The sequence below is a fragment of the Paenibacillus silvestris genome (assembly GCF_009882985.1).
Classification (GTDB): Bacteria; Bacillota; Bacilli; order Paenibacillales; family NBRC-103111; genus Paenibacillus_E; species Paenibacillus_E silvestris.
This window is the reverse complement of sequence record NZ_WTUZ01000005.1, coordinates 51,316-65,112: the sequence shown is the minus strand read 5'-3', so window position 1 is coordinate 65,112 and position 13,797 is coordinate 51,316. Positions and strand designations below refer to the sequence as shown.

The following is a 13,797-nucleotide window of genomic DNA, read 5'->3' as shown; positions in this document are numbered from 1 at the left end:
GGGAAAGGGGGAACTACAAATGAGATTTAGTCGACAAGAAAAAATCGGACATCTATGGAATCATGCATTGCTCGGAGCATTCAGTCTTCTGGCGCTGGCGCCGTTCGTGCACATTTTGGCGCAATCGTTCAGCAGCTACCGGGCAGTCATGAGTGGAGAGGTGTCGTTCTTGCCAGTGGAATTTACATGGGAGGCTTACGGCAAAGTATTCGAGGACAATGCTTTCCAGCAAGCGTTCCTAGTTAGCACCTTGCGTACCGTACTGGGAACGTGTCTGAATGTGTTGCTTACGGTTCTGCTCGCTTATCCGCTCGCCAAGTCTTATATTAAAGGCAGACATTTTATTCTCTTTTTGATTGTATTTACAATGATGTTCAACGGTGGGATGATACCGACCTATCTAATCGTGAAAGAGCTGGGACTTTACAATTCATTTTGGGCCTTCCTGCTCCCGGGAGCGATCAGCGCTTTTAATGTGATTATTATGAGAAATTTTTTCCAGAGCGTCCCTACTGAGTTGGAGGAATCAGCTCGTATCGACGGGTGCTCGAACCAGGGTATTCTGTATCGCATAGTGGTGCCCCTGTCGCTGCCAGCGATTGCTACGATCGCACTCTTTCATGCCGTTGCACATTGGAACTCATTTTTCGATGCAGTGCTTTATGTCGCCGACTCTAAACTCAACCCGTTGCAAGTATATCTGCGCAATCTGATTCAGGCGAATGTAACGACTATTAATGTAACCGACAATTTGGAGAAGCAGTTGCTTGCCGTCGAATCCCTGAAGGCAGCGGCACTTATCGCAAGCACTGTTCCGATCCTGATCGTCTATCCGTTTCTGCAAAAGTATTTTGTGAAAGGCATTTTGATCGGCTCCGTAAAGGGATGACCATGCTGATTCTAAGTGCGGTACTGAAATAATTTACTTCAATACGACAATTGTTCCTCTCCGTCTATTCCATTACAATAAAGGGGTTAGTTCAATGAAAAAAAAGTCAAATCTGACGATAAGCATTGCATCTTTATCTGCACTTGTCTTACTCGGAAGCGGCTGCTCCCAAGGAGAATCCGCTCCGCAAGCATCCAACCCGGCAGCGCCGGCCGTGAATAAGTCACTGACATTGGTGCTCGATAATGCTGGACGCAAGTATCCCGATGGCATGAATGAGAACACGAATCCTTATCTGGATTATATCCGTCAGCAATCCAATCTGAACATTACGGTTATCACGCCGCCGCCTGACGGTTACCAGGACAAGATCAATATTATGATGACCTCAGGAGAAAGTTATGACTTAATCCGTTCCACGGACAGCGCTTGGGTGTCGAAGCTGGTAAAACAGAAAGCGCTCACACCACTGAATGAGTTAATTGATCAATATGGACCTAATCTAAAGAAGGCATACCCTGAGGAAGTGTGGAAGCAGGTTACATTCGAAGATGGTAAAATATATGCGATACCGGGAGTGACCACCAAGAAAGCCGATGAGCTAATGTATGTCCGCAAAGACTGGCTCGCTAAGCTTGGTCTTAATCCGCCAAAGACGCTGGACGAATATACGGAGGTTATGCGTGCTCTGGCAACAAAAGACCCCGACGGCAACGGAAAGAACGATACGCTCGGTCTGATTATTGGCGAGAAGCTCGCCAGAACCGGTCCTATATTTGGTGCTTTCGGCGTTCCGCTCGGGCAGAACAACTGGGTGGAACGGAATGGTCAGCTTGTGCATTCCTATATTTTGCCGGAGACGAAGGAGGCGCTTCGTTATCTCGCCGGGCTATACAAGGATAAGCTGATTGACTCGGAGTGGGCGCTGAACAAGCCGAAAAATGTGGACGAAAAGGTAGCAGGCGGGAAGGTTGGCCTGTTCTCCGCACAGTGGCACGAAACGCGCGGATCAATTTTGACGAACAAGAAGAACGATCCGAAGGCGGATTGGGTGGCACTGGATTATCCAGTAGGCAAGGATGGCAAATCAGGTATCGCTGCCATTAATCTGGTAGGCTCCTATGCCGTCATTCCGGCTACAAGTAAAAATGCTTCCGAAGTAATCAAGATGATGGATGTGATCAACAGCAGGCAAGGACACGAAACATTAAAACTTGGTCTGCCTGAACATCAGATCTGGGAGCGCAAGGATGGCAAGCTGACGATGAATTTCGAAGAACATAACAAACATATTTATCGCAACACATTGTCCGAAATCGCCAATCCATGGGATGATGAGCTAGAGCGGGAGCGACTCGACGCGTTAGGACTGGAATTCAAAATGAATGACAACATCAACCTAATCAATAGTCATGTTATTCCGAATCAATATAATGGAGCTCCAACGGAAATTCTGGGTAAGTACAGTTCGCAATTGAAGAAGATGATGGAGGAATCATTCACCAAAATCATTATGGGAACAAACCCGATCGATGATTTTGACGTATTCGTAAAGGAATGGAAAAAAGAAGGCGGAGACGAGATGACGCGCGAAGTAAATGAATGGTACAGCAAGAATCGAAAATAAAATAGAAGTGAAGTCAAGTCAAGGTGCTCTCTAGCAGAGCATCTTTCTTTGCTTGAAAGGCTTGGAGGTAACAGTAATGTGGAGAAACTGGAAGCGTCTGTATGCAGAATCGGTGCATATTCGAATAACAAGCTATTTTTTGCTTATTTTGTTGCCTCTTGTCGCGATGAATTTGTATGCTCAGAACAAATCGCAGCTCATTCTGAAGGAGCAGGCGATGGAGCGAACGAAGGGCGTCATGCAGTCCGCTATGCAGTTCATCGATACGACACTTATGAATGTTGAGGAGCTATCCGATCTTGTCGTGACGGACAGTACGCTTAACCGTCACTTGGATGCAGCAGACGGTGAACTGATGCCGATGGATATTCTCAACTTTCAGGCGGCGGCGACCGAATTGATCCATTTTCGCACGATGAATCGCACACTGTCGCAGACGATGATTTTTCATACCCCTTCTTCCATATTGCTTTCCGATTCAGGTTATTCCCGGCTGAACGATAGGCAGAATGAGGATTGGGTCCGCGAGACAGTCCGTTCCAATGGCAGTCCCTGGTACTACATTCCTGTAGAGAACCAGTTTACGTCTCTGGGGAATAAAGACTTGATTCAAAATACTGAGGTCATTACCTTAATGCGTCTAATGACCCAGTCGGAGCATTTGCGTGAGCCCTCAATCTTCATGGCTTCCATACGCAAGGAATACTTATACGGACTTATCGGTCGGCTGGCTGATCCTGGTCAGGGCACGATCTATTTATTTACACCGGATGGCCGATTGGCGGTAGGCACCCCCGGCAGCACTCCGCCTTCTGATTGGGATTTACAGGGAGGCGATTTCGGTACGATTCGGGAGGGGGAGCAATCACTGATGATGGTAAAGGTCGTTTCAACTAGCTCCGGCTGGTCGCTCTTGATGCTGCAACCGCAGAATTCTATATTCGAAAAGTCCAATCAGTTGCGTAATCAGACTTATGTCATTACAGCTATTAGTCTTGCTATCGCTGTAATAGTAGCCTGGTTCCTGTATAGGGGGATTTCGTTTCCACTAAGGAAGTTAATCCGAGGCATGAAGGAGATACGGCTTGGGCGTCTGGATGTTCGCATCGAGCACAAGAGGTCAGATGAGTTCGGATATATGATGGGTACATTCAATGAAATGATGGATCAGCAGCGTTTTTTGATTCGTGACATCTACGACAAGGAGCTGCGTATCATTCAAACTGAGCTGAAGCTGCTGCAATCACAGATTAATCCTCATTTTCTGTACAATACACTTGATTCTATCTATTCATCAGCGATTCTGGTGGGCGCTGACCAGATAGGAGAGATGGTTCTTAATTTGTCGAAGTTTTTCCGCATTAGCATTGGCAAAGGCAAGGAAGTGTTTACGATGGAGGAGACGGTCGTTCATTTGGGATATTACATTAACGTTCAGCAACTTCGCTTTAAGGGCCGACTGCAGGTAGACATCCGGGTAGACAATGCCGTACGGTCCTGCATGCTTTTGAAGTTGATTCTTCAGCCGCTTGTGGAGAATGCCATCGTACATGGCTTAGAGCAGAAGTCAGGGAAGGGACAGTTGAACATTGAGGCATACCCCGAGCAGGAGCGCCTGCATATTCGCATTACCGATAATGGAAGCGGGATTACACCTGAGCGTTTGCTCTTTATTCAAAAAGAGCTAGGCGCTATCGAGAGTACTGATATAAAGATGCTACGGCATGATGTGAAGGAGCTATTCGGCCTGCGTAACGTCAAGACCCGATTGATTCTCTATTACGGTGATCAGGCAGAATTGCATATAGACAGTGTGGAACAGCAGGGTACTGTCGTGTTGGTCACGATTCCGCTATCTTCTTGTGCGGATCCAATTGGGGGGAAATGACATGAATCTGATGATCATAGAAGATGAAGTTGATATTCGGCAAAGGCTCGTGCAAACGATACCTTGGGAGGAGCATGGTATTCACGTGGCTGCCGAGGTAGGAGATGGACTCGATGCGTGGCGAATGGTGGAGCGGGTTAAACCGGATCTGCTGCTGTTGGATATTCGATTACCGGGCATTAACGGCTTAGATCTGGCTGCCAAAATCAGAGAAACCGATAAGGATTTGAAAATTATCATTCTGAGTGGCCATGATGATTTTGAATATGCGAGAGCCTCAATCGATATCGGTGTCAGCCATTTTCTACTCAAGCCTGCTGGCAACGATGAAGTATTGAAGGCAGTGCTGAACGCTGCAGGACAACTCCAATGCGAGCGGTCGGATCGTCATGAGCGGTATCTACTAGAAACGAACTGGGAGCAATATTTGCCCAAGCTCAAGGCGAACTTCTATGAGAGCTGGATGAATGGACTTTATACAGATTGGCAGCTAAAACAGCAGTCAGAAAAGCTAGGAATTCGCTTATCGGACAGTCACTACTTTGCCGTCGTCGTATTTGAAATGGACCCGCTGGAGGAAGCGGAGATCCGATTTTCCAAACAGGATATGGGTTTGCTACAGTTCTCTCTCTACAGCATCACGGAGGAAAGTTTAAGGGGAAGCGATTGTTTTGTACTTCATGATTCTTACGGTTCCATTCTTGCTTTGTTTCACAGTAGGAGTGATGAGCATGAGGGTGAATTTCAGCAGAGAATCAATTTTCTGGCTGTTAAGGTTCTGTCTGTCGTTAAGGACTGTTTGAAGCTGACGGCAAGCGCCGGTATCGGAAGCGTTTTCACTGACAGCGGTGAGGCCAAACATTCCTTGCGGCTGGCCAAACGCGCTCTTCTGTCACGTGTGGTTTACGGGCATCATCTAGCGCTACATCATCATGACCTACAAATAGAAGAAGATCAACCGAGCGTATGGTTTCAGCCAGCCTCCTTACGCAGCCTTACCGTGGCTCTCGATATGGAAGATGAAGAGCATGCAAAGAAGGCGATGGAAGAGTTGATTGGCGAACTAGGCCAGACTGCTACTTCTGCGGAGATCATTCAGGAGCAGGTGCTGCTCTTGAGTAGCTTATTGACCCAGTGCATTCATACACGCAATTGGTCCGTTGCTGCTGTGCTTCAGGAGGATGCAGCGCTGATGTATCATTTGAGTAGTTTTGTGACGAGGGAACAGATCGCCTCCTTTTTCAGACGAATCGTCCGTAAAATCCTCGCTTTCGCCGCACAGCGCCGCAACACTGGAAGCAGTAAGCTCATTCAAGATATGCTGCACCTGATCGAGGAGCACATTGATACGGATATCAGCTTACAAAGCATGGCCAACCGTTTTTATATCAACTCTTCCTATTTAAGCCGAATGTTTAAACATAATATGAAGAAGTCATATTCCGATTATGTGATAGAACGGAAGATGCTGCGTGCTAGGCAGTATTTAATCGATGGATCCAAGGTGCATGATGCGGCGCGCATGGTCGGCTATATTAATGTCGGCTTCTTTTCTAAGCAATTTCAGAAATATTGGGGCGTAGTCCCCAGCGAGATGAGGGGAATACCTGGCTGATAAAGCCCGCCAGCAAGGCTGAGACAGAGCGGATTGTAAATTACTGTAAATAATAGGTTCGTTCGGTGGTGGCAGCTACATAGTTTGGGCCAGCAATAACTTAAGTGTAGTTATTCGTCCATTCATAGGCAGAGGGGGTTGAATATACTAACTTGGATTACAGGAATGGCAAAGTAAATAGCATGTGATTCCCGAATCGTTTTAACTACACCACGAAGGAGGTCCTCAATGAAAAAAGTTCTCCAGCAAGTAGCTAAAAAAGCCGTCAAAAAGAATCGAAAACAAAAGCTGCGTAAGAGAATCCACAGGAAAAATGGGATCAAAATGAAACGAACGCGGAGAACAATAAAATTCCGCAAGCGTCCACTGCGAAAATTAAAAAAACGTACGGGAAGAAGAACATTTAAACGATACACAGCTCCAGCGAAGCAGCCTCCACCTGCTGTTATAGACGTACCATTAGTTTTTGAACCTGTGGATGTTCCGCAAGCTACTATATCAGAGACGAAGCCAAGACTTACGGTCATCGCGCCGATATTGAATGAGGAAAAGTTGCTGCCGCTGTTTCTAGAAAGTGCCGCTTCCTACGCAGATGAAATTCTTATTGTAGATGGAGGAAGCACTGACGCCAGTGTAAGAATAATAGATGAGTGGAAAAAGCGCGCAAATATTCGGCTGTTCCATATGAAGCAGACAGGATTGCCCTACTCCGATGATTGGAATGAGTCAGTTGTGAGAAATTTCCTGGTCGACCAAGCTGCCGGAGATTGGATTATGGCGATCGATGCCGATGAGATAATGGATGATAGCTTCCGTGATGCCTTGCCTCGTCTGATGGCCCAGAAAGAAACGGATGCGATCTCATTCCCGTGGGTACAATTCTGGATGAATCCTCAAACAATAAGAATAAATGCAGCGAATGACAATCACTGGTCTGTCAATAAATACCTCATGTGGCGCAATCATATTGGTATTCGATACGACGATGCCAAAAATCACTGCAAATTGCAGATGTTCGGACGTTACATGTGGGAAATCCCCAATAAGGTTGAGGTAATTCCAGCCTACCATTACCATTATGCTTTCGGTTCCCGGGTTAAAGCAAACGATAACCGTCGTCGGGATGTCGATCAATACTTAGGGAAACCGACGGGTCGGATCGAATATGACATTTTGACGAAGCCTTTTACCGGGAAACACCCAGCAATTATGAAAAGTTATTTTGCTGAAAAGAAAGAAAAAGGAGATATGAACGGTTCGAAGCGATGAGAAAAACGCTCTCCTGGTCACTCAAATTACATTCGATTGTAGAAAAAAAAGTGACTGAAAGTCTAAACTTTCAGTCACTTTTTTGATTTTATCAAGCGCTACAAAGCTAAATTTATACACTCCAAGGCTCTTGTTCTGGAGTAGTAAGTCTCCACGTACTGTTTACTTTGTTCGGCTTTGTGCTCTAATAGACTGTTATTGTGGTATAACTGGATGATTTCTTCGGCGAATTCCTGAGGAGTGTTCTTAGGTTCAATCGATTGCCTAATATTTTGCAACCCTTCGATCCCCGTACTAGTAGTAACTAACGGCGTCTGATGACACATTGCTTCTATCGTTTTACCTTTCACACCCGCTCCGTAGCGAAGAGGAATAACGGCAATTTTTGTGTTTCCATACAGCTCTTTAAGCTCTTGGTCGGATACAAATCCTTTGACAGTAATCCGATCCGATTGTAATCCTTGTACCTCCTGCGTAGGATTGGAACCGACGATGAACAATTGTATGTCAGGAATGGATCTCTGCACAATAGGCAGGATATCACGACAAAACCACAAAATACCGTCGGCATTAGGACTATGTTTGAAGCCCCCAACAAAGAGCAGACCAGTGCGTTCATCCCACGACTTTGTTTTCGGGATCGTTTGGTCAAAGTAATAGGCTGGCAGCAATAAGGTACTTTTATTTGGAAAGTTCCCATCGATAATTCGTTTTTCCGAGTCGCTGCAGGTCAGGATGGTATCTGCTTTGCTGAACAAGTCGAACTCCAGTCTTCTGATGTACTCTGATTCTTGAAGCAACCCGCGGTTTTGGTCCAATCCGAAGCGCTTCAGCTCACGAACGTAATGCAAGTCATGACCATAGTACAGGATTTTAGCGCGGGTAAGGGCTTTGATTAGATCGATATATTTATGTGAAATGCCAGGCCGGTTCAATAGGACATAATCAATGTAATCCTTGTGCTTAACGATCCAGTATTCGTAATACCTGCGATCCTGTGTTCCGTAGATGATCTCGACACCGAGCTGTTCGAGTTCGGAGCCATAGGGTTCCAGTTTGGTGAAGTTGTCTGGAATAAACTTTACATTTAAGCCCATATCCACAAGCAGTTTCAGATACATAAACGTCGTTCGGCTGCCCGCATCTTGGTCGAAACTTGGAACACCGTAGTCAATGACCAAAATGGTTTTCTTATCCTTAGAGCGTTCCCTTGCCCAAAAGGTGTGTTCACCGTCGGCAAGATGATCCCGCTCGAGTACTCCCGCCCATTTTTCTCTAAATTTCTGTTGGTTAATCACCTGATATTTTTTAACTCCTGAGTTGAGGTCTGTGCCGTGGGATACTCCCTCGTAGTGCACGACAACAGATTTGGGTTGCAATACGACCTTGTATCCGAGTTGTCTTGCTTGGAAAGCAATGTCCACATCCTCTGAGTAAGCAGGTGCGAAAAGCACGTCAAAACCGCCCATTCGATTCCATAAGTCTTTACGAATCATTAGCGATGCCCCAGAGATATAATCCACTTCCTTGACATAGTTGTACTCATGTTTGTTCGGGTTATCTAAACGACCATAATTCCTTGCATACCCGTTATTAAAGACGATACCGCCGGCTTCCTGAAGTCTTCCGTCCGGATATATCAACTTAGAGCCTACGATTCCGATAGTTGGGTCTTTTTCCGGTAAAGACAGCAGATGCTCCAACCAACCGGGAGTCACTTTGGTATCGTTATTTAAAAATAATACATACTTTCCTCTGGAGATCTCTGCCCCACGATTGCAGTTATGAAGAAATCCCCTCTTCACCTTATTGCGGATGACAGTGACATGTTTGACAAATTGTCCGATACGAGCTGTTGAGTCGTCGGAAATATCATCCACCACGATGATTTCGTAAGGGATTCCACGGGTGTTCTCAACGATGGACACCAAGCATGGATAGGTAAAATCCCATTTGTTGTAAACAGGAATAATGATGCTAACCAATGGGTGATCCCAGACCGGTACCGACAGCTTATTAACAAGTGGTAATCCTTTACGGATCCGACTACGCTTCAAGCGCCGGATCCGTTTGCGTTTATTAAGCTTCCCAACTGACTGTTTTTTCCAACGGGCACGTGCGGATTTTCCACGTTTGAGCAATAGTCGCCGGCCAGCTGCTGTTTGTTTGCGTGTACGAAGCTTTCGAACGAGTGCAGACGCAACTGTCTTTCTCTTCTTTCTCCTAGCCGCTAGCTTCACCTAAACACCTCCTGGACGTAATTCATTATCACATACCTATACTATTCCCTCTGCAAAGGGTGTGAATGGGACAAACGTTTATTTCCAAGAAGCAAGGTGGTTGGAAAATTTCCCGCTCTGCACCATGTGTCCATACAAGTTGTATTATTCGCACATATGCTGAATTGGTTATAAGCAGATTGGACAATAAATGAACGGAGGTATCACATGATCATTAGGTCTAAAGCCCCTTTAAGATTAGGGCTAGCCGGAGGAGGAACAGATGTCTCGCCTTATTGCGATTTATTCGGAGGATGCGTACTGAATGCGACGATTGATTTGTACGCCTATTGTACGATTGAGGTCATTGATGACGGTAACCTTACTTTTGTCGCTTCGGATCTCAAAGAAGAGTTCCATTCGGACGCTCGCCAGGAGCTGGAATTGGATGGTTGTCTAAGCTTGCATAAAGGCGTGTACAACCGGATTGTCAAACAGTTTATGCAAGACAAGCCACTCTCTTTTCGGATGACCACCTATTCTGACGCTCCGGCAGGATCCGGTCTAGGTTCATCATCTACGATGGTGGTTGCCATGTTGAAAGCTTTCGTGGAATGGCTTAATCTGCCGCTCGGGGAATACGAAATCGCTCAGCTTGCCTATGAAATCGAACGTATCGATGTCGGCTGGGGCGGAGGAAGGCAGGATCAATATGCGGCCACCTTCGGCGGCTTCAACTTTATTGAGTTTCACGAGAATAATCGGGTTATTGTGAACCCACTTCGGGTGAAAAACTGGATTATAAGTGAATTGGAAAGTTCTATGATTTTATATTACACGGGAGCATCAAGGCAATCTTCCGTGATCATTGACGAACAAGTGCGCAATACACTTGAAAAGAACCAATCGGCTCTGGAAGCGACCCATGAATTGAAAGCGGAGGCGTATGCCATAAAGGAATGTATATTAAAGGGCGAAATCAAAAAGTTTGCTGATCACTTGGGGAAATCATGGAATGCCAAAAAAAAGATGGCTGCCTCTATAACGAACGACCGGATTGACTTCATATACAATACGGCTATTACAGCCGGTGCCTATGCAGGCAAGGTATCCGGAGCTGGAGGGGGCGGATTTATGATGTTCATCGTCGATCCCGTCAAACGCATTCAAGTCGTTCATCGACTGAACGAACTAGGGGGCAAAGTGTTTCAAGTTCATTTTACAAAGAACGGAACGCTAGGGTGGAGGGTATAAATTTGAAGACGTATATTAGCAGCCATATTTTACAGTCGATTGAGATTAAACGGGCGATTGCTAAAGATAGAGCGATATTGAGTTTGATAGAGCAGGCAGCTAGAAAAATGATTGAGGTTTACCAAAAGGGAAATAAAATCATTATCGGCGGCAATGGTGGAAGTGCGGCAGATGCTCAGCATATTGCTGGCGAATTCGTCAGCCGTTTTTATTTCGATCGTCCCGGACTGCCCTGCATCGCACTTACGACGGATACCTCCGTGCTTACTGCAATTGGAAACGACTACGGATATGAACAGTTGTTTTCACGGCAAATTCAAGCTCTCGGCCGAACCGGAGACTTATTTATTGGCATATCCACATCCGGCAACTCTCCCAATGTTCTGAGAGGTTTAGAAATGTCCCGAACTATGGGGATCACGACCATTGGTTTAACCGGTGAAACTGGAGGCAGTTTGGCAGCTCTATGCGATATATGTATTCGTATCCCATCCCAAGAAACCCCGAGAATCCAAGAAGCACATATTCTGATTGGCCATATTTTATGTGCAATTGTCGAAGAAACCATATTTGGCAAGGGATTTTAGGCATATGGAAGCAGTCATTTTAGCTGGTGGGCTCGGGACCCGTTTGCGTGAGGTTATCTGGGATGTACCAAAACCGATGGCTCCCGTAGGGGGCAAACCATTTCTTCGTTACATTATTGAACGTTTGGAGATGCAAGGGGTTCGCAATGTGGTACTCGCAGTAGGATACAAACATGAAACCATAAGTTCCTATTTCGGCCATCGCTGCGGAGAAATAAGAATCACGTATTCGGTGGAAGAAGAACCACTAGGAACCGGAGGGGCTCTAAAGAAGGCGATGGATCAGATCTCCGGCGAGCAGGTGCTGTTATTAAACGGAGACACGATGTTCCAAGTTGATATCCGGCAACTGGTACAGTATCATCAAGAACGCGCTGCCGACTTGACGCTTTCACTTAAACCAATGAAGCAGTTTGACCGATACGGTACCGTTATCGTAAATTCGGACTATCGGGTTTACAACTTTCAAGAGAAACGTATGTGTGAATCCGGCTTGATTAATGGTGGTGTATACGTAGCTCGTACCGATTTATGGGATCCATTTGAGCTGACTGGCAAATTTTCATTTGAACGATTTCTGGAAAACCCCGGAGCACAGAGGCTTAACATGTATGGCTTCCCAAGTGAAGGATATTTTATCGATATCGGTATTCCGGAAGACTATGAGCGTGCGAAATCCGAGCTTGTCACTGCAGGTGAAAACGGATGAGACCGAAGGCGCTTTTGCTTGATAGAGATGGTGTAATTAACATTGACAAATCGTATGTTTACAAAGTAGAGGATTTCGAGTTTAACGAGGGAATATTCGAGAACCTTTTACGTTTTCAACAAGCGGGGTTTTTACTTATCATTGTAACCAACCAAGCAGGAATTGGGCGGGGATATTACACGGAGGAGGACTTTTGGGAGTTAACGACATGGATGTTGGGGAAATTCGAGGCACACGGTATCCGGATGGCCAAAGTATATTATTGTCCCTATCATCCGGTACACGGAATAGGCGAATACAAACAAGACGCATTATGTCGAAAGCCAAATCCGGGTATGATTTTACAAGCAATGCGGGAGTTCCAGCTGGATCTAGCCTCATCGGTGTTAATAGGTGATAAAGAGAGTGACATTGAAGCGGGTTTGCGGGCGGGAGTCGGGACCACGATCTTGATTCGTGGCTGTGATGAAAGTTCGACTACTGCGGCTACATTTACAGTAAGGCATATACGAGAGGCAGCTGACCATTTTTTTGACAAAAGCAATTAAAACATTTTCATATAATATGACCGGTACATCATCAGGCTGCCAAGAAAATTGGCAGCTTGAATTATTATTGAGCTATCGTTACTCCTTATAGAATTGCAATAGGAAGTCACTATTTTAGGTAGTTGTGATGCTGGTGCTGGAAATAGTTACCCACAAGGTGCATGAAAACGGCCTACACATTATAGTGTGTTGGCCGATAATTTATCTAATGCTGCTCATCTTTCTTTCCCAATATTCTTTGCAAAGGGCGATCAATTCTTTCGCTGCTTGATTCAGATAGCTGTCTTTTTTATAGCTGGCGGCAATTTCCCACACCGGATGCTGAAGTAGAGAGAAATAGGAGACATTCGACAAGGAGCTGGCATAACTGATTGGAAGGACTGAACAACAAATGCCCTCGGCGACAAGTTCGAACAAAGTTTGACAGCTTCGCGTTTCCAATAATATTGGAGGTGAAATATCGTCTTCGGCCAAGAGATCGTCATAAATTTCCCGTAATGTGGAGCCTTTCCGCATGACGGCGAATGAATCCTCTACAAAGTGGTTAAGGCTGATTTCAGGAAGTGGTTCCCCGAGGCGGCCTCCTAAATGCGCGAGTGGGTGGGAGCTGGGAATACACAAGATCAACTCCTCAGAACAGATCGGCATATAAGCATCTTTCGTTTTCTGAGTCTGCTGAAGCGTGACAAAGCCGATATCCAGATTACCTTGAGATATGGCATGTTGCTGCTCTTTGACGGTCATTTCAAGGGGCTCGATCTTGACTTTGGGATATTTATTATAAAAACCCGGATAAATGGCTGCAAACATGTCGGTACCTCTTTCAGGAGTTAAACCAATCTTTAGTGTTCCTTCTTTGATCTCAAGCAGGTCATTGATTTTGTTGTAGGTCTCTTTCTTGATCAGCAGGATACTTTTGGCGTTTTCAACATAGATGGTGCCTGCCTGAGTCAGATGCCAATTATTTCTGGAGCGAACGAAGAGCTGCGTACCCAGCTCATTCTCAAGCTTCAGGAGCTGCTGATTGAGAGCAGATTGCGTAATGAATAGTTTTTCCGCAGCCCTGGTTATGTTGTTGTCTTCGGCAATTTGAATGATGTATTCCAACTGCTTCAACTCCATATACAGTCGCTCCTCAACTCTTAAATTAATTTAGGGAAAACGTATTTTAATCACTTTTACTTTTCGATAA

Annotated in this window: 11 protein-coding genes; 9 read left to right on the top strand and 2 right to left on the bottom strand. The window is 45.5% G+C overall.

The annotated features are described in order from the left end of the window. Positions 1-19 precede the first annotated feature (19 nt). From GQF01_RS02195 to GQF01_RS02175, 5 genes are all read left to right on the top strand, one after another. Positions 20-889, top strand: a complete 870-nt coding sequence (locus GQF01_RS02195; RefSeq protein WP_161405257.1) for a carbohydrate ABC transporter permease — start codon at positions 20-22, stop codon at positions 887-889. Positions 890-983: 94 nt separating this feature from the next. Then, on the top strand, positions 984-2,516 hold the full coding sequence (locus GQF01_RS02190; protein WP_161405256.1) for an extracellular solute-binding protein: 1,533 nt from the start codon (positions 984-986) through the stop codon (positions 2,514-2,516). Between the two features lie 76 nt (positions 2,517-2,592). Next, complete coding sequence (locus GQF01_RS02185; RefSeq protein WP_161405255.1) at positions 2,593-4,404, top strand: cache domain-containing sensor histidine kinase; 1,812 nt, start codon at positions 2,593-2,595, stop codon at positions 4,402-4,404. Between the two features lies 1 nt (position 4,405). After that, positions 4,406-6,019: a response regulator gene (locus tag GQF01_RS02180; RefSeq protein ID WP_161405254.1), complete on the top strand. Its 1,614-nt coding sequence runs from the start codon at positions 4,406-4,408 to the stop codon at positions 6,017-6,019. 228 nt (positions 6,020-6,247) lie between these two features. Then, positions 6,248-7,288 (top strand): glycosyltransferase, encoded by a 1,041-nt coding sequence (locus GQF01_RS02175; RefSeq protein ID WP_235958808.1) that lies wholly within the window; start codon positions 6,248-6,250, stop codon positions 7,286-7,288. Between the two features lie 98 nt (positions 7,289-7,386). Here the strand turns inward: GQF01_RS02175 and GQF01_RS02170 are convergent, their stop codons facing one another. After that, on the bottom strand, positions 7,387-9,528 hold the full coding sequence (locus GQF01_RS02170; RefSeq protein ID WP_161405253.1) for a glycosyltransferase: 2,142 nt from the start codon (positions 9,526-9,528) through the stop codon (positions 7,387-7,389). A 207-nt stretch (positions 9,529-9,735) separates the two neighbouring features. Here GQF01_RS02170 and GQF01_RS02165 point away from each other — a divergent pair, with 207 nt between their 5' ends. From GQF01_RS02165 to GQF01_RS02150, 4 genes are read left to right on the top strand one after another with little or no spacing between them, the layout of a single operon-like run. Continuing rightward, positions 9,736-10,761 (top strand): GHMP family kinase ATP-binding protein, encoded by a 1,026-nt coding sequence (locus GQF01_RS02165; protein WP_161405252.1) that lies wholly within the window; start codon positions 9,736-9,738, stop codon positions 10,759-10,761. Between the two features lie 2 nt (positions 10,762-10,763). Further along, positions 10,764-11,348: a D-sedoheptulose-7-phosphate isomerase gene (locus GQF01_RS02160; protein ID WP_202556009.1), complete on the top strand. Its 585-nt coding sequence runs from the start codon at positions 10,764-10,766 to the stop codon at positions 11,346-11,348. Between the two features lie 4 nt (positions 11,349-11,352). After that, positions 11,353-12,057 (top strand): nucleotidyltransferase family protein, encoded by a 705-nt coding sequence (locus tag GQF01_RS02155; protein ID WP_161405250.1) that lies wholly within the window; start codon positions 11,353-11,355, stop codon positions 12,055-12,057. Beyond that, the gene (locus tag GQF01_RS02150) at positions 12,054-12,605 is read left to right on the top strand and encodes a D-glycero-alpha-D-manno-heptose-1,7-bisphosphate 7-phosphatase (protein ID WP_161405249.1); all 552 of its coding nucleotides are present in this window, start codon (positions 12,054-12,056) and stop codon (positions 12,603-12,605) included. The genes GQF01_RS02155 and GQF01_RS02150 overlap by 4 nt, the downstream gene beginning before the upstream one ends. A 201-nt stretch (positions 12,606-12,806) precedes the next feature. Here GQF01_RS02150 and GQF01_RS02145 read toward each other — a convergent pair whose 3' ends face one another. Then, the gene (locus GQF01_RS02145) at positions 12,807-13,727 is read right to left on the bottom strand and encodes a LysR family transcriptional regulator (RefSeq protein ID WP_161405248.1); all 921 of its coding nucleotides are present in this window, start codon (positions 13,725-13,727) and stop codon (positions 12,807-12,809) included. Between the last annotated feature and the right edge of the window lie 70 nt (positions 13,728-13,797).

Coding starts and splice junctions, on each gene's coding strand:
- GQF01_RS02180 (WP_161405254.1), top strand. CDS start 4,406: ATGAATCTGATGATCATAGAAGATGAAGTTGATATTCGGCAAAGGCTC.
- GQF01_RS02145 (WP_161405248.1), bottom strand. CDS start 13,727: ATGGAGTTGAAGCAGTTGGAATACATCATTCAAATTGCCGAAGACAAC.
- GQF01_RS02190 (WP_161405256.1), top strand. CDS start 984: ATGAAAAAAAAGTCAAATCTGACGATAAGCATTGCATCTTTATCTGCA.
- GQF01_RS02155 (WP_161405250.1), top strand. CDS start 11,353: ATGGAAGCAGTCATTTTAGCTGGTGGGCTCGGGACCCGTTTGCGTGAG.
- GQF01_RS02195 (WP_161405257.1), top strand. CDS start 20: ATGAGATTTAGTCGACAAGAAAAAATCGGACATCTATGGAATCATGCA.
- GQF01_RS02165 (WP_161405252.1), top strand. CDS start 9,736: ATGATCATTAGGTCTAAAGCCCCTTTAAGATTAGGGCTAGCCGGAGGA.
- GQF01_RS02185 (WP_161405255.1), top strand. CDS start 2,593: ATGTGGAGAAACTGGAAGCGTCTGTATGCAGAATCGGTGCATATTCGA.
- GQF01_RS02175 (WP_235958808.1), top strand. CDS start 6,248: ATGAAAAAAGTTCTCCAGCAAGTAGCTAAAAAAGCCGTCAAAAAGAAT.
- GQF01_RS02150 (WP_161405249.1), top strand. CDS start 12,054: ATGAGACCGAAGGCGCTTTTGCTTGATAGAGATGGTGTAATTAACATT.